Genomic DNA, 17,948 nt, shown 5'->3' with positions numbered 1-17,948 from the left:
GGACTGCCCATCACCATTGCGGAACGAGCGACCGAGTTCGATGAACTTCGGCTTGCTCATATCGATCTGCCGCTCTTTTGCCTTCAGATCAGCGATCGCCTTTCCAGTCATCGGCATCTTCGCTGCATCCATGCGTGGCTTCACCGGCTCAAAGCTCGGCACCACCAACTCTTTATCCTGCTTGGTTAGCTTGTTATACAGCTTCTCTGTATTGGGGAAGTTTGCCGCCGGGAGCGTCGGGTAGCGACGGTAAGGCACGGTATCTTCACCAAAGACTTGGGCATACTCCATGCTGTTGACCAGCGCCCCAATAAAGCCTCGGATACCCTCAGCCGCTAGAATCTTGTTGTACGTCTGGATTTCCTTCTGGCTTTCAGGCGCACGACCGAGGAAGTGCTTGGTTCCCAACTCAATAACTTTGGTGTTGGGGTAAGGAGTATAGAACTCTTTAATGTAGAGTTCTGAGACACCCAACCCTTCAACGAATTCCTTAACGTTGATTTCGTTATTGCTCAGCTTACTTTCTAGAGCCGTGAACTCATTCTTAACAATGTAGGGTTCAACATCGCGCTCAAAGATCTGCCGATAAGCCGCTCGAATCAGAGTTTTAACCCCTGTCTTATCAGCATTATCAGTCAGCTTGAAGACCTTAGTTTGCTCACGCTCTGTACTAACACCCTGATTGATGCGGAATTGAATATCCGGTTCACTCCGAGTTTCGGTAACTTGACCCAGCTCAACGAAGCGTGGTGTTGTTTCCTTATCAACCCTGGTACCGATATCCTCACCAAGGCTGCCTAGACGTGCCGATCGCAACTGTACACCGGCTGGAGTCAGGTAGCGCTCGTAAGGAACCGTATCTTCCCCAAATGCCTCCGAGTACTCTGGGCTATCGATGATGGCATCAACTAAAGCGTAGAAGCCCTTCTTAGCAGAAATGTCGAAGTACTTGTTGATTTCAGAGCGCCCATAAGTAGGACGACCCAACAGACGACGGTGAATATACTCGATCGCCTTACACACATACAGTGGTGTCCAGTACAGACTGCGGAATAAGTCCGACTTCGCCAAAGTGCGGATAAACTCCCGCAAAGTGATTTCGCCGTTTTCTAGCTTGATTTCCGCAACTTTCTGACGCTGACCGTCGTAAACATCGCGACCAAACACTTGCAAGTAACAAGCGCGAATTACCTTTTGAGTAGAGCTTTCCGAGAATTTAACACTAGAAGCGTTATTTCTCTTGCTACCGATACCCGACAAGGGAAGTTGATCCAAGCGGAACACCTTCGGTCCCAAAGAACCTGGAAACTCGCCGCGTGCCTTAGGATTGCTGTTTTGGTTGTTGATGCCAGGACCTTGGTGGATCAGGATACGCTTTGTATCTTTACCAAAAGGAGCAGGACTTGTGCTAGGGTTGCGGGTTTCTTTCGGGAAGATTGCCCCAAACTGAATTTCCAAGGGGTCGTTGCCAGAACCATAAGGATGTTGGTCAGGCAGCGGTTGCTCGTAACGAGCGAAGGTTGTGATGAACTGCGGCACCTTGCGGAAAGGCGCACTGTATCTCAACAGATCTTGCTGCGGTCCCCAGTTACGGCATTCCTGGGCTTCTTGACCTAGCCCCCGCAGGTACGGGACAGTTTCTTCACCGAAGTAGTCAGAGTATTCTTTGGAATCAACCAAAGCATCTACTAAAGCGGCAAGACCACCGTTGGAAACAATGGAGAAGTATTCCTGAACTTCTTCGCGTGAACTTGGACCACGACCTAGGAAATGACGGAAAGCCAGTTCCAAAGCACGGCTGTTGATGAATGGCTCGTAAAACTGTTTTTGATACAGGGGAGATTTACCCAGGCGGCGAACAAACTCTTTCATCGAGATGCTGCCGTTTTTAACCTGAGATTCTAAATAAGAAATTGATTGGCTATAAGCACGGGTAATGTCACGCTCAAAGATTTGCCGATAGGTCGCTTTGACAATTTCTTGCTTTTCAGAGGATGACAGACCGGGCTTCATCGCGTACTTCGGACGCCGCTCTGCGGCATTAAAGTAGCTTTGGGGCAGTTGCAGACCTTGCTGGTCACTCGAAGGACGCTGCCGCAGTTTGTCTGAAGGGTTGGGGGCTTTAAATTCATTAATCAGAATCTCGAAGTACTGATTAACAATCTCTCTTGCCGCATCATCACGCTTGAAATACCCTAATGCCGCGCCGCGCATCTCCTGCAAGGCGACAAGTGTGGCATCTCCAGAGCAAGCATTTTCGATGATTTCCCGCAAGCCCCGGACGTTGACGATGATGATATTGGGGTCACCCGCAACGATCGCATAAGTGACGTAGCGCAACATCCAGGCTAAGTCCCGTAGGGACTTCTGCATGTTTTTCGGACCATAACGGGCAACGTTAATCGGTCGGAAACCTGCTGGTGCTGGACCACCGCCTGTAGCACTGAAGAGTCCTCGCAAGCCTTCTAAAAACCCGCCACCACTCTCCACGTAAGTGGCAGTTCCCAACTTCATGGATTCTCTAACATCCGTGTTGCCACCGCCCGCCAGCACGAGTTCTTGTCCGACATCTTCCCTTGGTTTTTCCAGGAAAGCCATTGGGGTACCCCCAACGAAAATTCGGTTGGCAGCGCGAGACACAATTAAGTCAGCATTTGTGCTGATGGTATTTGCAATTTCTATGCGCTGTGTACCAGAACGGAAGTAACTAGCAAGCTCGCTAAGTTCGCCACTCCCTAAAAACCGGTCTTGCTGTTCAGCTTGAATAATTGTTGAAACCGGTACTGTTTGATAGAGTTGCGGACGCGCAACCGAGCTTCCACCACTTGCCTTAACACTCATTGGATTTCAAAAAGCTCCCATCGACAATTTTTACTGTGTTAAGCCTGACCAGGGTTCCAATGTAGGTTGCTTTCGCTGACTTTAGGCTGATCGAATACCGACAGTCTTATTCCCTTCCAGTGGATGGATGGGATATTATCGTGACGCCCTCAATAAGTAAGCAATCCTACTAGCTAAACCAAGTCAGTCTTTAGATTAAAACGATTCTGATGTTCCGGACTTATTTGTTAAGAAGTGTAAAGAACACAATCTAGTGTTTCACAAAGTCATAATAGTTGATTACAGGCACTTGCTGAGAAAGCTCATAAGTTTTGTTACGTTCTGTCTTGAGACTAGGTAGTAGTAACTAGGGGTTGGGGTAAGAGACAAGAAGAGATGTTTCTTCCCCTTCCAGTTTAGGGACAAATGAAGCTGCAATACATTTAGTTAACACTAAGTTGGCGAGGAGGCGCGGGGGATTCGATAAAATAAGCTCTCCTGATCGTTCTCAATTTGCAGATGGCAGAGGTTAAATGTCCAGCCACATACTTCAACCCCTTGAGGCGGTCTTCTTCGCAATCTTCAATCGTACTAAAACCTAAGCCCTGTTATGGAAACCGCTCATGAGACTAGCGCCGCTGTTCAGCGGCTTTATGACACCTACCCCTTTCCCCCAGAGCCGTTACTGGATGAGCCGCCACCTGGGTACAACTGGCGCTGGAATTGGTTAGCTGCCTACAACTTTTGCACAGGGCAAAAACCCCAAAGGCAAAACATCCGTATTTTAGATGCGGGTTGTGGTACGGGTGTTGGAACCGAGTATTTGGTTCACCTCAATCCTCAAGCCTCTGTTGTGGGAATTGACTTGAGTGCAGGTGCTTTGTCTGTTGCCAAAGAACGCTGCCAGCGCTCAGGAGCCAATCGTGTTGAGTTTCATCACTTGAGTTTGTACGATGCTGAGCAACTTGAGGGTGAATTTGATCTGATTAACTGCGTTGGTGTCTTGCATCATTTGCCTGACCCGATTCGAGGGATTCAATCTCTGGCGGCTAAGCTAGCGCCTGGCGGCTTGATGCATATTTTTGTCTATGCAGAATTAGGGCGCTGGGAAATCCAGTTGATGCAAAAAGCGATCGCACTTCTCCAAGGCAACCAACGCGGTGACTATACCGATGGGGTTCAGGTCGGTCGTCAGATATTTTCTGCCTTACCAGAAAGTAACCGTCTTGTCAAACGCGAAAAAGAGCGTTGGTCATTGGAAAATCAGCGGGATGCCAACTTCGCGGATATGTATGTTCATCCCCAAGAAATTGACTACAACATTGAGACACTCTTTGAACTCATTGATGCGTCTGGATTAGAGTTTATTGGCTTTTCTAATCCGCGAACCTGGGAACTTGAGCCACTTTTGGGGAAAAAGCCGGAACTGATAAAACGGGCAGAAGGATTAAGCGATCGCGAACGTTATCGCTTAATTGAACTGTTAAATCCAGAAGCTGTTACCCATTACGAGTTTTTCCTCGGACGCTCTCCTCTGGCTAAAGCAAATTGGTCATCTGATGACACACTCCTATCTGCAATTCCAGAACGCAATCCTTGCATGGATGGATGGCCGAGTAAGTGTTTATTTAATTACGATTACGAGATTATCAAGTTGTCAGAAGAAGAGCTTCATTTTTTGCAAGCGTGTGAGGCTAATTCAGGTGAACAGAGAACAGTGGGAGAGATTTTAGATCGTGTCAAATTGGAATTGAAACAAGTGCGATCGCTTCTTAAGCAACAGTTGATTGTACTGAACGCTGGATAGGCAAATCCATTGCTAATTGTTAACTAAGAACGGAAATGACGCACTCACATTCCAGCGTCTACCATCGTGAATCAGCAAGGTTAACTCAGCAGCAGTAAACTCAAACTCTAAGGCACGATGCTGAAACTCAGTCCATGCAGCGCGGAAGTTTTGCTTCGTCAAGTCTCGGAAGGCAACCGTCATGTGGGGAGAAAAAGGGCGGGTTTTAGAAACTGGTTCAATAATTCCCAGTGATGCCTCGAAGTAAGTCATCAACTCGTTTTGTAAGGTAAGTAGTTCTGGTGTTTTGAGAACATTGATATAAATTACACGAGGTGCAAAAGCACCAAAGCCTTGTAGGGTTATGGGTACTGCTGTCCGTGGTTGTGCAAACGTTTTCAGAGATTGTTTCAAGAGCGGTAGCTCATCTAGCTGCCATTCAAAGGGAGGTTGCAGGGTGATATGAGGCGGAGACTTTTGTGCAGCTCGGCTATTGTAGGTTTGGGCGAAGTACTCCTTAATCTCATTAGCATAGTCCTGAAATTCTAAAGGTGGCACCAGAGCAATGAAAAAGCGGCGTTTGGATTGAGTCAATGATCTAAAAAAATAGGTGAGCAATGTGGCTTGGTAGTATAAATTTAAAACCGAACATTATTAGAAAATGCCCTGGTTTGTAAAAATTGAAGAAGGCATCGTTGATAAACCTGAGTTCGACCGCTATGTGGCTGCCCACAAAGCTTACGTTCAAGAGTTGATTGCCAAAGGACATCGGGCGCGAACGGGTTATTGGGCAGAGCGGGGAGGGGGAATGCTGCTGTTTGAGGCGGAGTCAATGGATGAAGCAAAAGCGATCGTTGCTCAAGACCCTCTGGTGAAAAACAACTGCGTCAAGTACAAGCTGCATGAATGGTGCATTGTTGCTGAATAATCCAAGACAGCTTTTGACCATAATTGACTCAAGCGTCACTAAATGATGTTATGCTAATAAATGATCCGGAACCATGCGATCGCAACGCTTAAACCTTGTCAGGACCGGAAGGTAGCAGCAATACGAGATGCTTGCGATAGGCGTGGACTCCGGGTCATTTAGCTCAAGAAGTTGTACATTTGCTTCTGAAGTCGCTGAATCCTAAGATTTACCAACACTTTCCCTAATTAAGTAATTTTGTCTGCCTGAAGTGAGGTGGGCGATTTCATACATTCACTCGTATCCTAGAAACAGAGGATACTTGTGTAATTGCTGGAGAATTAGTTATAGTGGTGAACCGCTTTGGAGATATTGTTCAAAAAGCATTTTATTTGGGCGTTGGAATAGCCGCCGCAGCAGGTGAGGAAGCTGGCGGAAGAATAGGCAAACTACGAGTTCAAGCTCAAAGGCTAGCCGATGAACTGGTAGCGAAGGGTGAAATGACAACAGAGGAAGCCCGGAAAATGGTTGATGATTTAGTGCAACAAGCACAACAGCAACCTGTCAAGCCCTCGACTAGTAGCTCTCCTGCTGAGCCACGCCGGATTGAGATTCTTTCGGACGATGACGATTCAGCCTCAACTGAGGCTCAGGACGTTGAAGCGATGCGTAAGCAGGTGCAAGCGATGCAAGAAGAGTTGCGTCGGCTAAAGCGAGAATAGAAGCTAAAGAATTGAAACACGAACGTTGAAGCCTGTTAGCATAGCTAACGCGATCGCGTTCAATTCAAGATAACGCAGTGCTGATTGATGTCTCTAGTGCATCGCTAATTTAAGTTGTAATTGTTTATTGATATTCCCACCATGGAAGAGTGGTCTAAAAGTATTTTTGACGTAATGGAATCAGTGGCTGGTATGGTCGATGAGTTCTTCCTCGAAGTCACTGAAATGGTTGAAGAGTTTGCTGATGATGTCCAAAACACAGTTGGTCTAGACTTTGATCAGTGTTTGCAGGATATGTTTGAGCCGATTGCTGAGATCTATTTTGACTTGGAAATGCTTGTTAACGAAACCGACCAAGCGTTCACCTATCCTGTAGAACCAACGCTAGAGAAACACCCCGCTTGCATTGGCTGCCGTCATTACCATGGTCAAGTTTATAGTGGTAACCTATTGGTTTGCGGAATGCATCCCTATGGATGGGAAACTGATAATTGTCCCGACTGGCAAGATATGAACTAGCTGCTACTGATGACTTATTCGCCAATTCAACAACAACCTTCACCTGAAGTACAGACACCAGAAATTAAATACGGCGAACGCGAGATTGCTGAAGGGACGTTGATCACGTTCCCTAATCCTCGTGTTGGGCGCCGCTACACAATTAACATTACGTTGCCGGAGTTTACTTGTAAGTGTCCATTTTCTGGCTATCCGGACTTTGCAACGATTCACATCACTTATGTGCCAAATGAGCGAGTGGTGGAACTAAAGGCGATTAAACTCTATATCAACAGCTATCGCGATCGCTACATCTCCCACGAAGAAAGCATTAATCAAATTCTGGATGACTTTGTTGAGGCTTGTGACCCCATAGAAGTCACAATTAAAGGAGATTTTGCCCCACGCGGTAATGTTCATACGGTTATCGAAGTGCAGCACCAAAAAGAAGGCGTTTCACTCTAGTTAAGCGATTAAGGAACTTACAACATAAGTTCTGATTTTTATTCAATCATCCCCAGCCACATCATCATCCCTCTCGTTAGCGTCATCATCTGTATTGATAGGCAAAGAAGAAGACGTTCGCTAATGGCAACGCCTTCTGTAGGATGCTCTTCTCGCTTCGCTATCGCGCTTAAACTAGAGATAGCCACTTGCCTCCAACCACCATGACTCTTGCCCAGAATAAAGACGCTATCAGTGAAGCGGCAGCATTTGCCCAATCAGAGGGTATTATCATTCCACCAACTGATTTATGGAGTGATGAACCTCCTTTGGAAAGTGACCTCCATCGAGATCAAATAGAGCTTTTACTGGCTTGCCTTAAGTGGTGGTGGCGAGAACGTACTGACTTCTACGCTACAGGTAATCTCACTATTTATTTCAGCGAGGAACACATCACTACGCGAGACTTTCGAGGCCCAGACTTTTTTGTGGTGCTGGGAGTTGAAAATCGACCCCGTAGAAGCTGGATGCTGTGGGCAGAACAGGGCAAGTATCCCAATGTAATTATTGAATTGCTTTCTAATAGCACTGCCAAAGTTGACAAAGGATTCAAGAAAACGCTGTACCAGAATACGTTTCGCACACCCGAATATTTTTGGTTTCACCCAGAAACATTGGAGTTCCAAGGATTTGGACTCATGGGAGGTAAGTATCAACCCCTAGAACCGAATGATCAGGGGTGGTTATGGAGTCAGCAGTTAGAGTTGTTCGTGGGAGTTCACGAGTCACAGCTACGGTTTTTTACGCCAGAGAATCAGTTAGTGTCAACGCCCGAAGAGAGAGCAAAAGTGGCACAGCAACAGGCTGAAGCAGAACGACAACAAAAGGAACTGGCGCAACAGCGAGTGGAGGAGTTGCTGGCTAGACTTAAGGAATTGGGTGTTGAGCCGGATGTGCCACAGTAGCTGTTGCGAGAAGCAGAGCGATCAACGCTATTGTCACTTAGATAGCTAGATCTATGACTGAGTTGCTCGAACAAGCAATTGTCCGCTTGAAAACTCTACCTGCTAGCGAACAAGATGCGATCGCCTTCTGTTCTAATTACTCTGGTATATAGTCAGCATTGAGGATATCCTCTAAACTAAATTCAGGTTCGCTTGGGAATAATTCTGCCTCTAATTCATATTTTTTCAGAATATCTTTCCTGGCATTAATATAACATTCGCCAAATTGCTCTGCTAACAATCCTCTGAGACTGGGACTATCTTCCAATAAATATTCAATCTGCCTTCTTTGTTCTACAATAGTTTGGCGCCATCCTCTAGTATTGTTAGCCTTTTCTGCTTGCCAATATTTAATTTTTAAAAGATGTTCTATTAAGGTTGTAAATCGACTTTTTAATTCTTTTCTCTCACTTCTCCCCATGCTTTCAATTTCTTCTATCAAACTATCAAAATCCACAAGCTCTAGCTGCTTTTCTTTTAATAAGTTTGCTGTCGTTTGCAACCATAAATAAAAATCTTGCTCGTAAAGCCTTGATGTATTAGAGATAGATTGAGTCTGTAACTCTGGATTCATATTGCCCTTAATTATCAATTTTATTTACCTAAAGTTGTTGTAATAGCTCTAGTCGTCTATATGCCTCTTGTATTTTAAGTCATCAGGTTAGCGATCGCATTTTAAGCTGTTACAAAAGCACTTAATAGACCCAGAAGTTCATTGATCGGAGTAAGATAGCGGTCTTTGAGATCGATCAAAGCTTCCAGATTAGGTGTCAGTGCCAGAAACCGCCAAACTTGACCTGTAGTAACCGATCCGTAAACTGTTTTAGCCTCAATTTTAGGGTCACGTCGGTTGACTAAAAAAGCCGCATACATAGTGGCAATACATTGAGCCAAACCATCATTAATATTTTCGTTTTTTGCTTCAATTACCGTTACAATAGGAGCTTTAATTACCAGTTTATCAGGGTTAGCAGTGAGTAAAAAATCAACAAACCCATTTAAACCTATACTGGGGTCAGCCATAAAACTTTTACCCGAAAATAAGGACGCCTGAGGATTAAGGATAACAATTTCGCTTAAAATGGGAGCAATTAAATATTCAGAACGAGCTTTTTCTGTGTTGATGGCAGTAGCAAGTGGGATATATCGTTTTAAGGCTTCAGTTAAAAATTCACTAGGAGCAATTGGCTCAAAATCAACCAATTTTTCAACAGTTCTAATCTGACTAATTCCCAAAGGAATTAGTTGATCGAATGAAATGAAGTCGCTGTAAGACATAGATTTAAAAATTTCTAATTTAAAGTTTTTTCATACGATCATGAATTCAAAACTCCTTTGCTCTCAAATCATCTAAATTTGGCTGTACCAAAGCAATAAAACCTTGTCTCTAGCTAACTAAAGAGGCTGATTCTACAGAGGGAACTGCTTCTGTAGGACTTGCTAACTGATCTAATATCTCAATAACCTCTCGCTCAAATGCAACTTGCGCTCGATTAGTTCTGCCACCAACATAAAACCGCCCATCTTTTTGCAGCGCCCAAATTTGGGAGTGGGAAACATAGCTCATAATGACACCCAGCATCAGCAAGCCAAAGCCTGTGTAAACCAAGGGAATACCTGGATCAGCTTTGATTTGTAAGCCAGTGCTGCCAATAACATCTACTATTTTTAGGGTGACACCATTGACTTGTGTTCCCATCCCTGGACGAACTGTTGAAACTAATTTACCGCTAGCATCATAGACCAATAGCGTTCCCTGTAAATCCCGTGCTAGCAGTGAAACTCCTTGACTCAAATCCGGTTTAGTCGGAATCCAAGTTCCCCAAATCCGTCCTTTGCCATTAGTATCTAGCTGTGCCATCGGGATTTGAAAAATCGGGCTGTTGTTAAACTTCACTTGTACAGCCGCAATTCCCCAGTCGGTTTGGTAAAGCGTCACCCCTCGGTAGCGTAACGGTTTATTGACATAAATAGTTTGCCGATCAACCTCTTGTTCCTGTTGATCCAAAACAGATAAGTCGGAGTAAAACTGGTCAATTCCTCCTTGCGGTGTGTAATCAATCCAGAAACGATTGACTCGCACTGACCAATCTTTAGGAACTTGGGAGGCAGCAAATGCTCCTGCATCAATAATATTTTTGACTTGAAATGTGCCGCCACTAGGAACCATTTCCTGGGCAATAAATCCTGTCATTGCTCCTAAGATTGCCCCAGCGAGGATAATGAGCATACTCGCATGGACAACAATCGGACCAATGCGCCCAATTATTCCTTTCCGGGCGTAGAGGGTATCTCCTTCTTGAAAAACTTTATAGCGTCGCTTTTCTAATAACTGGCTGAGGGAGGGTAGATTTCCCTTATCGAGTTCTGCACTAAGCGCAAGTTTTTGAAACTGACGAGGTTCGTCGTAAAACTTCCAGCGACGGGCAGCTTTTAGTGCCGGAAACTGACGAGTGAAGGTACAGGCAGTTAAACTACTACCAAATAGAATAAGTATGGATAAAAACCACCAAGTCCGATAAACGTGGTCTAGTCCTAGAGTTAAAAGAACTTTCCAGGAAAGGAAGCCAAAAAGTGCAGGATCTTCGGGATAGTTGGATTGATAAAATTCCAGAGACTGACCTTGTTCAATGACAGTACCACTGATGCTAAAAAAGGCGATCGCAAGCAACAATACAATCGCTAGCCGCAAGTCAGATAACACAGACAGCAACTGTCGCCGGAATAAACGCGCAATATTAGGTAAATCTGAATTTTCTATACTCATTAGATGTAATTAAAAGAATCCCGCAGGAATCCGAGATAGTAGGGAAAAAACGCCGAATCCTACTAAAATTGCCCCACTAATGGGTGTAATCCAACCCGACCAGCGGCGCAATTCCAACAACTTCTTAATAGAAGCTGTAAAGGTACCTGCAATAATTAATGGTGCAACATAGCCAGCCGTATAAGAAAGCAGCAAAGCTCCTCCTAAAACTAGGTCTTGTGTTGTAGCAACCCAGGCTAGCAATGTTGCCAAAACGGGTGTACTACAAGGAGAAGCAACTACACCGAAGGTTAAACCAATTAAATAAGAACGTACACCTTCTGGCAAGTCTTTGGAAATCCACTCCATACCGCCAAAAGAAGGCAGTTGTAGAGGCAGTGCTTCTAGTAAGTTCAACCCCATGATAATGGCTATGAGGCTAACAACAATTGGCAAACCAACTCCGACTTGACCGTAAACTTTCCCTAAAGAGGCGGCAAGAATTCCTAAAATTGCTAATGTTGTTGCCAAACCTAAGGAGAACCAGGCTGATTGTGCTGCCGCTTGAAGGCGCCCTTTCGTTTCCGATCCCCCGATATAGCCAATTGTGATCGGCAACATGGAAAGCATACACGGAGTTAGGCTGGTCAGCAATCCAGCCACAAAGATGATCCCAATGCTAATCAAGCTGAGGTGTGTCAGTTGAGTGGAGACAAGGGTATCAGCGAATTGTTCGAGTTCGTATAGTTTGGTAGAGAATGTTTCAAACATGCGATCGCTAGTTGGTGAAATGCTCACTCTGCTTGAATTGTAGCTTACCGAAGGAGTGAGGGTAGGCAAGTGTTTCGCGATCGCGTTACTCTAAAAGCCGCACGTTCCAGGTGAGACAGCCGTTCCTGACCAAAAGGTGAAATCGCTAGTAGAGATATTATTTGTGGGTAGTGTACCCGCCTCAACCTGTATCGGGCCTCCAACGCTATCATCCAGAATTAGGGAGCCAATTGTATTATTGGTAGGTTGCAGACAGGCGGTAGTGCCAGGAGCGATCGTCAACACTTCTATATCACTAAAATTACTTCCTGTCAAGGTACTGGCTCGGATAGCAGCAAGAGTTCTGGCAGAGTCCAATGTAATTAGAGAAAGCCCTGTAAATCCATTGTCAGTAATCATATTTAACTCACTTAAAAATCGAAGTTGAGCTGTGCCGTTTGTGCTTGTGAAAATCCCGTTATTGGCATTTCTAGCAATTAAGTTATTAGAAAGATTAGCGTTCAATTGCGCTTGGTCAGAAAGTTGGAGATAAACTCCATCGTCTTGATTTTCAGAGATGGTGTTATCAGTTAGGTTAATGCTTCCAGTGGTTCTATCAGCAAAAGCCAACGCAACACCCCGCAGTTTGTTATTAGAGATGGTATTGCCTGTCAGGTTAAATGTTCCAGAGGCATCATTTGAGACTAAAACGTCAAGTCCACCCGATTCATTTCCCGTAATTGTGTTGCCAGTAAGGTTAAGTGTTCCAGAGGTAGTGGCTTCTAGGTCGAGGTTTATCCCGTTTAGCTGATTGCCGGAGATAGTATTGTCTGTGAGGTTAGCTGTACCAGAGGCATTATCAAAAAGCTTGAAATCAACACCATCAGCAATCCCACCCCTACCGAGATTGTTCGTAATCGTGTTGTTGGTGAGGTCGAAGGTACCAGTAGCATCATTACGGAGTTCGACGTTGACTCCATCCCCATCAGCCGCCAAAGCACCGTTATCAGTAATAGTATTCCCAGCAAGTACTAGCTCAACTTCTCCTAAATTGTTGTTGAGGTTAAAGCCTTCCCTTCCAGAATTGCTGATGGTATTGTCTGTGACCTCGACTTGTGCTGAAACGTTGCTTAGTGAGATACCCTCAGCCGTGGAATTGGCGATCGCATTTTCTCGAATCACAATATTATTAATGTTCGTTCCAACAATGCCAGCTCCAGGAACCGCATTTACGGCAAACCCAGAAAGCGTCGTATCATTCCCCAACGTCACCGTACCCGTCACCTCTGGCAACGCTCCAGCGCCTGATAGCGGCAATTGTACATTCCCTAATTCCACTGTATCTATCCGCTGAACTGGTGCCGTTGATAGCACCTGCACTCCGTCTGGAATCGTAAAAGCAGGAATCGCAGGAGCCGTTCCTGGCTGTACATAGACAATATCATTAGGCTGTGCCACGGCCAGAGCCTCAGCAACAGTCGCCGTTGGAGTTTCAACCGTACCATTACCTGTACCAAGCCCCAAGTTGACGTGTTGGAATCTCCACGGTTCACCCGTAAATGGGTTCGTTACGAATACCGTATCTTGCATTGTGAGTAATTCAGACTCAACTTGCTCATCCACCACAATATTTGCGTTGCGCTGAGGTGATTCCCCTAAACGTGCCAGTACCCGCTCATCTTGGCTAAGTCCTCTAGGACGAGTACCCGGAAAATTTGCCCCCACACTCACTACTAAATTGGTGCCAAAGGTGGCGTCATTGGACAGTGCTAGTCCTAGCCGTAACGTATCAGTGGGACGAGCTTCTAGACGAGTACGCCAGCCCAAAACCTCATCACTGTCTGGAGCATCGTAGTAGTACAACCCAGCATAGCCTCGCAGAGGACCTGTTTGACCAAGCGAGGCAAGTTTTACACCCGCCTCAAGATCAACACCAGTCATCGCGGCTTCAAAGCGGCGGTTAAGCTGCTGTTGCTGATTTCTCGTTACAGCCAAGAAATTATCTTGAAAGAAGGGGTCTGAGGCTGAAACACCTAGATCAGAAATTGTTTCTGCTGTCAGTTGGCGAGTATTGCCCACTGGAACATAAGCATTGCCACGAACTTCCCAAGATTCCCCCAAACTCTCGAAGCCTACACCAACTTGATTAAAGCTGCTGTTGCCAGTACTGCGATTGTCGAAAGCAATATAACCACCAAGAACGCGGTTAGCTTCGGCGTTGTAAACGCGATGTCCTAGAACAAGGTTACCGCCGAGGTTGAAATCTTCCGTTGACAACAGTAGCCGTCCTTCCAAGAACGTGAGGTTGCTGCCGGGAGTTTGCGACAGAGGCACAAATCCTTCAAGACTACCAAAGGAGCTAGAGTAGCCCACACCTGAACCTGTAGTGAAGTTCCCACCGAAGCGAGGCAAAACTTTAATGGGAGGGTTTTGGGCTGTCTCTGAAGTTGGTAGTACAGGTTCTGGGTCAGTAGTCTGAGAGAGCAAGCTGGCTTCACTTTCAACATCGGGTGAAGGGGTAACATCTTCTACGGTTTTGGAGTCGGGAGCGAAAGTCATTATTGGGGAAAGGGCAAATTCTGGTTCTACTCTCTCCGGAGTAGACATTATTTCGGACTTTGGAGCCAAAACTGTAGCTGGAATCGGTGTAAACTCTGGCTGTGCTGTGTCCGAGGTAGGGTTATTTTCAGGCTGAGGAGCGGAAACTATATCTGGGGAAAGGGCAAATTCTGGTTTTACTGTCTCCGAGGTAAGTGTGGTTTCAGGTTCAGCTACCCAAGTCGAAACAGCCTGATTCTGGGATGTTTGTTCACTTTCAGCCAAACTATCAGGCGTATTACTAAGCGTTGCCTCTCCTGTTGTCTTCGGTAGATCAGTTGCTGCCCCCTCAATAGTCTGAGCGACTGCGTTTGAGGTCAAAGCTCCCAACAGCGGACAGGTGATATACAAGCATCGCATCAACTTGTTTGTAGGCATATTTTTTTTAGAGCAAGCAAGTTTTGTCTTTGGCACTCTCCAATGCAGACAAGTGAGGGTTGTTGCTACAACAACTCTCACTTGCCTTCAAGAGGCAATGCGTCCTTACATCAGCACAAAGGTAGTAGCCGCTTGAGTAGTCAATAACGTGGCATCAACGCCATCCAGACGCGCTAATAATTCACCTTGAGCCGTATCCACAATCCAGGTCTGGCTATGTTTTTGACGCAGCGATAATTGCTCAAAGCTCAGACCTTCTGCCAAGCCAATTGAGTCCTCACCCAACTGGAAATCACGGATTAAATCATTGCCGTGTCCTGCCGCAAGGACGAAGGTATCTCGACCCGCGCCTCCTGTCAGGGTGTCATTGCCCAAGCCACCATTAAGCCAGTCATCACCCAAGTTGCCGCAGAGTTGATCGTTACCAGCTTCACCCCAGAGGCTGTCCTGATCTAATCCGCCACTGAGTTGGTCGTGACCTTCACCCCCGTAGAGTAGGTCATTACCACGGCGACCCCAAATGCGATCGTGTCCTGCACCACCAAAAAGCTGGTCATTCTCTAAATCTCCACTGATGAGGTCTTGACCACCGAACCCATCAATTCGGTCATCTTCAGCCGTACCAACCAAGGTTTCAGAAAGGTCAGTGCCGTTGATTGGGTTGAGGACTAGGGGGCTGTCAACAGTACCACTAATGGTGAAGTCAAAAGGACTTTCGTCGCTGTCATTGTTGCCAAAGGTTATGGTGCCAGAGTAAGTACCAGCAATGGTTGTGTCGAGAGCGATCGTAAACGAAGCTGAATCACCTGCTACTACAGTGCTAGGGAAGTCACCTACAATGCTGAAGCCTTCTGGTAAACCAGGAGTCTCCAAGTTTAGAACGGCGGTTCCTAGATTCTGGATAGTGAAAGTTTTGCTGAGACTACTGCCAACGGAGGCGCTGCCAAAGTCAAGAGCAACTGTGCTGCCATCTACAATATCGGTGTTGCCATCGAGAACCTGAATTTCGGGACTAGTCGCGGCAGTGACACCACCACTAATCGCAAAGTTGAAGGGATTTTCATCGCTGTCATTGGTGGTAAAAGCGATTTCTCCGGTTGAGGTACCAACAGCAGCAGCATCCAGTTGGATAGTTAAGGCAGTTTCGCCTCCAGCAGCAACACTGGTGGGGAGAGTTCCTACCAAGCTAAAGCCTGTAGGCAGTTGTAGCTCACTTAAGTTAAGTGCGGCGGTACCACTGTTGACGAGGGTGAAAGTTTTGACTAGTGGTGTACCAGCTAGCGTGTTACCAAAGTCAAGGGCAGTTGTCGTGCCGTCAACTATTTCGGTGCTGCCGTCGAGAAGTTGGATTTCTGGACTTGTCGCCGTAGCCGTGACGTTACCACTTATGGCGAAGTTGAACGGGTTCTCATCACTGTCGTTTGTGGTGAAGGAGATTTCTCCGGTTGAGGTACCAATGGCAGAGGCATCCAGTTCGATAGTTAATGCCGTTTCACTCCCAGCAGCAACGGTACTTGGAAGAATCCCTACTAAGCTAAAACCTGTAGGCAATTGCAGCTCAGCTAAGTTAAGTGCGGCGGTACCACTGTTGACGAGGGTGAAAGTTTTGACTAGTGGTGTACCAACCAGCGTGTTGCCAAAGTCGAGGGCGGCTGTAGTGCCATCCACGATGTCAGTAGCGCCGTCAAGAACCTGAATTTCTGGGGTAAGAAGAGTACCAGGGGATTCATAAGCACCAATGTCAATGACAGCACTGCCATTCAAGTCACCATCCTGAGGACGAACTGCCCCAGTTTGATCGGTTCCAGGAGCACCGACGCTTGTTCCAGCATCAATAGCGGGGCTACCAGGAAGCAAGGGATGGATGAGGATACCGCCAATGTCTTGCAACGCTTCTAGTAATGGGTCAGCAATGATGATATTTTCTGTTGCATTGTTGCCACTCTCTGGAGATTGAAGATTGTTTCCGCCAGTCAGTTCTCGGTTGGTTTGTTGATTCGGATTGGAGCCATCCCCTGCCGTGTTGCTATCAAAAATTGAGTTAGTGACAGTGACGGGTCTGGTATTTGCGGTATAGATTGCCCCAGACTCGCTTCCCGCAGAGTTATTGGCAAAAGTCGTATTAACGATGTTGGTTTCAGAACCCCACTGAGCGTTGTATATTGCTCCACCACGCTCTGCTGCCTCATTACCAGAAAAGGTAGTGTTAATGATGTTGAAGGGTGATTCTTCCCAGTACCATAAACCACCTCCTTCTTGTGCCGACGTGTTGTTGGCAATGGTTGAATTTTCGATTGTAACGAGCTTACCCGTAACCCGAAGTCCACCGCCTTTGGCATTGCCTTGTGCGTCCGGAGTAACCTCATTGTTGATAAATGTGCTACCTTCAATGGTCACAAAGTCTTGGTCATAACCCCAGATTGCAACTCCTCCACCTAATCCAACGGCGGTATTGTCCTCAAAGATAGAGTTACGAATGATTGTCTCGCCGCCGACGCTGTCTCTCGGTAAGTCGCCATTGTAGTATCGCTCTTGATTAGGGACACTTGCACCGTCGTTGTTGACTGCTCCCCCCCAACTCCTGCTTTCGTTATTGCGGAAGATTGAGTCTTCTATCGTTAGTGGGGTAAATACGGTGGTAATTGCTCCACCAGCAAATCCTTCATTATTGGTGAACTCACTACCTTTGACAGTAAGTTGACTCTTTCCAAAGGCACTAATTGCTCCACCAGCACTATCAACGTCTTGCGTAGCCCGATTACCATCAAACTTGCTGTTAAGCACCGTTACGTTAGCGCCATCCTTTGCCCAAATTGCAGGTCCTTGTCCGGCAATGTTGTTGTAGAACTCGCTATTTTCTACCGTGATTGTGGCGTTTGGATCTGCTGCCCAAATTCCTGCCCCCGCGTACTCGTGGAATGCGTCAGTAATGGTGAGATTCCGTAGTGTAAACTCTCTACCATCCCCCGCTAGTCGAAAGATTATTTCTTCCTGATTTCCACTAATGGTCAAACCAGGGGCATCTGCGCCATCAATAGTTATATCTTTTTCAATGTCGTAGCGACGTTCGAGGGTAATGGTTTGGTTTGCAAGGCTAGGGTCAAATTGAATCGTATCCCCTGGCTGAGCAATCTCAATTGCTGCTCTGAGAGACCCTGGAACCGAAGGCACTCCGTATCCAGTATCAGCAGTGTTCGTAACTGTGATTACGCTTGGCATTCTTCAATCTCCTAGCAATTTGGAAAGTTGGCGAGTTGAGAAAAGCTGAGTTAACATCAGCTCGCGATACGCACTT

At 46.2% G+C, this 17,948-nt stretch carries 14 protein-coding genes, 1 other RNA gene and 1 pseudogene; 7 read left to right on the top strand and 9 right to left on the bottom strand.

Annotation, left to right across the window (positions count from 1 at the left end; all coding sequences use genetic code 11):
- Positions 1-141: 141 nt before the first annotated feature.
- Positions 142-2,841 (bottom strand): annotated as a pseudogene (locus H6F98_RS01955) (phycobilisome rod-core linker polypeptide); the annotation flags it as partial.
- Positions 2,842-3,430: 589 nt separating this feature from the next.
- On the opposite strand from H6F98_RS01955, the gene H6F98_RS01950 reads away from it, so the two are divergent.
- On the top strand, positions 3,431-4,627 hold the full coding sequence (locus H6F98_RS01950; protein WP_192216985.1) for a class I SAM-dependent methyltransferase: 1,197 nt from the start codon (positions 3,431-3,433) through the stop codon (positions 4,625-4,627).
- Positions 4,628-4,639: 12 nt separating this feature from the next.
- On the opposite strand, the gene H6F98_RS01945 is transcribed toward H6F98_RS01950, so the two are convergent.
- Positions 4,640-5,200: a 2'-5' RNA ligase family protein gene (locus H6F98_RS01945; RefSeq protein ID WP_192216984.1), complete on the bottom strand. Its 561-nt coding sequence runs from the start codon at positions 5,198-5,200 to the stop codon at positions 4,640-4,642.
- A 67-nt stretch (positions 5,201-5,267) separates the two neighbouring features.
- On the opposite strand from H6F98_RS01945, the gene H6F98_RS01940 reads away from it, so the two are divergent.
- The 5 genes from H6F98_RS01940 (at position 5,268) to queF (ending at position 7,198) form a co-directional block, all read left to right on the top strand.
- Complete coding sequence (locus tag H6F98_RS01940) at positions 5,268-5,534, top strand: YciI family protein (RefSeq protein ID WP_192216983.1); 267 nt, start codon at positions 5,268-5,270, stop codon at positions 5,532-5,534.
- A 62-nt stretch (positions 5,535-5,596) separates the two neighbouring features.
- Positions 5,597-5,693: signal recognition particle sRNA small type (ffs, locus tag H6F98_RS01935), an RNA gene on the top strand.
- A 170-nt stretch (positions 5,694-5,863) separates the two neighbouring features.
- Positions 5,864-6,235, top strand: a complete 372-nt coding sequence (locus tag H6F98_RS01930; protein ID WP_396810232.1) for a hypothetical protein — start codon at positions 5,864-5,866, stop codon at positions 6,233-6,235.
- A gap of 141 nt (positions 6,236-6,376) precedes the next feature.
- Positions 6,377-6,754, top strand: coding sequence for a hypothetical protein (locus H6F98_RS01925; RefSeq protein WP_192216982.1), 378 nt, complete (start codon positions 6,377-6,379; stop codon positions 6,752-6,754).
- 9 nt (positions 6,755-6,763) lie between these two features.
- Positions 6,764-7,198 carry a preQ(1) synthase gene (gene queF / locus H6F98_RS01920; protein WP_192216981.1) on the top strand — a complete coding sequence of 145 codons (435 nt, stop codon included), beginning with the start codon at positions 6,764-6,766 and terminating at the stop codon, positions 7,196-7,198.
- A gap of 38 nt (positions 7,199-7,236) precedes the next feature.
- Here queF and H6F98_RS01915 read toward each other — a convergent pair whose 3' ends face one another.
- The gene (locus H6F98_RS01915) at positions 7,237-7,386 is read right to left on the bottom strand and encodes a hypothetical protein (protein ID WP_192216980.1); all 150 of its coding nucleotides are present in this window, start codon (positions 7,384-7,386) and stop codon (positions 7,237-7,239) included.
- A gap of 15 nt (positions 7,387-7,401) precedes the next feature.
- Here H6F98_RS01915 and H6F98_RS01910 point away from each other — a divergent pair, with 15 nt between their 5' ends.
- Positions 7,402-8,142, top strand: a complete 741-nt coding sequence (locus tag H6F98_RS01910; protein WP_192216979.1) for a Uma2 family endonuclease — start codon at positions 7,402-7,404, stop codon at positions 8,140-8,142.
- A 136-nt stretch (positions 8,143-8,278) separates the two neighbouring features.
- Here the strand turns inward: H6F98_RS01910 and H6F98_RS01905 are convergent, their stop codons facing one another.
- The 6 genes from H6F98_RS01905 to H6F98_RS01880 form a co-directional block, all read right to left on the bottom strand.
- Positions 8,279-8,755, bottom strand: a complete 477-nt coding sequence (locus H6F98_RS01905) for a DUF29 domain-containing protein (protein WP_192216978.1) — start codon at positions 8,753-8,755, stop codon at positions 8,279-8,281.
- Between the two features lie 101 nt (positions 8,756-8,856).
- The gene (locus tag H6F98_RS01900; protein WP_192216977.1) at positions 8,857-9,459 is read right to left on the bottom strand and encodes a hypothetical protein; all 603 of its coding nucleotides are present in this window, start codon (positions 9,457-9,459) and stop codon (positions 8,857-8,859) included.
- Between the two features lie 109 nt (positions 9,460-9,568).
- Positions 9,569-10,948 (bottom strand): cytochrome c biogenesis protein, encoded by a 1,380-nt coding sequence (locus H6F98_RS01895; RefSeq protein WP_192216976.1) that lies wholly within the window; start codon positions 10,946-10,948, stop codon positions 9,569-9,571.
- Positions 10,949-10,957: 9 nt separating this feature from the next.
- On the bottom strand, positions 10,958-11,698 hold the full coding sequence (locus tag H6F98_RS01890; RefSeq protein WP_192217105.1) for a cytochrome c biogenesis protein CcdA: 741 nt from the start codon (positions 11,696-11,698) through the stop codon (positions 10,958-10,960).
- A 90-nt stretch (positions 11,699-11,788) separates the two neighbouring features.
- The gene (locus H6F98_RS01885) at positions 11,789-14,653 is read right to left on the bottom strand and encodes a right-handed parallel beta-helix repeat-containing protein (RefSeq protein ID WP_192216975.1); all 2,865 of its coding nucleotides are present in this window, start codon (positions 14,651-14,653) and stop codon (positions 11,789-11,791) included.
- Between the two features lie 105 nt (positions 14,654-14,758).
- Positions 14,759-17,872: a choice-of-anchor D domain-containing protein gene (locus tag H6F98_RS01880; RefSeq protein WP_192216974.1), complete on the bottom strand. Its 3,114-nt coding sequence runs from the start codon at positions 17,870-17,872 to the stop codon at positions 14,759-14,761.
- Positions 17,873-17,948 lie beyond the last annotated feature (76 nt).

Source organism: Microcoleus sp. FACHB-SPT15, assembly GCF_014849525.1.
GTDB classification, from domain to species: domain Bacteria; phylum Cyanobacteriota; class Cyanobacteriia; order Cyanobacteriales; family Coleofasciculaceae; genus Symplocastrum; species Symplocastrum torsivum.
Note: the sequence above shows the minus strand (reverse complement) of the source record. Positions and strands in the feature narration are given on the sequence as shown.

Bases quoted from the DNA above. Each gene is read 5' to 3' on its own strand.
- H6F98_RS01950 (WP_192216985.1), top strand. From the start codon at position 3,431: ATGGAAACCGCTCATGAGACTAGCGCCGCTGTTCAGCGGCTTTATGAC.
- H6F98_RS01940 (WP_192216983.1), top strand. From the start codon at position 5,268: ATGCCCTGGTTTGTAAAAATTGAAGAAGGCATCGTTGATAAACCTGAG.
- H6F98_RS01925 (WP_192216982.1), top strand. From the start codon at position 6,377: ATGGAAGAGTGGTCTAAAAGTATTTTTGACGTAATGGAATCAGTGGCT.
- queF (WP_192216981.1), top strand. From the start codon at position 6,764: ATGACTTATTCGCCAATTCAACAACAACCTTCACCTGAAGTACAGACA.
- H6F98_RS01910 (WP_192216979.1), top strand. From the start codon at position 7,402: ATGACTCTTGCCCAGAATAAAGACGCTATCAGTGAAGCGGCAGCATTT.
- H6F98_RS01905 (WP_192216978.1), bottom strand. From the start codon at position 8,755: ATGAATCCAGAGTTACAGACTCAATCTATCTCTAATACATCAAGGCTT.
- H6F98_RS01900 (WP_192216977.1), bottom strand. From the start codon at position 9,459: ATGTCTTACAGCGACTTCATTTCATTCGATCAACTAATTCCTTTGGGA.
- H6F98_RS01895 (WP_192216976.1), bottom strand. From the start codon at position 10,948: ATGAGTATAGAAAATTCAGATTTACCTAATATTGCGCGTTTATTCCGG.
- H6F98_RS01890 (WP_192217105.1), bottom strand. From the start codon at position 11,698: ATGTTTGAAACATTCTCTACCAAACTATACGAACTCGAACAATTCGCT.
- H6F98_RS01885 (WP_192216975.1), bottom strand. From the start codon at position 14,653: ATGCCTACAAACAAGTTGATGCGATGCTTGTATATCACCTGTCCGCTG.
- H6F98_RS01880 (WP_192216974.1), bottom strand. From the start codon at position 17,872: ATGCCAAGCGTAATCACAGTTACGAACACTGCTGATACTGGATACGGA.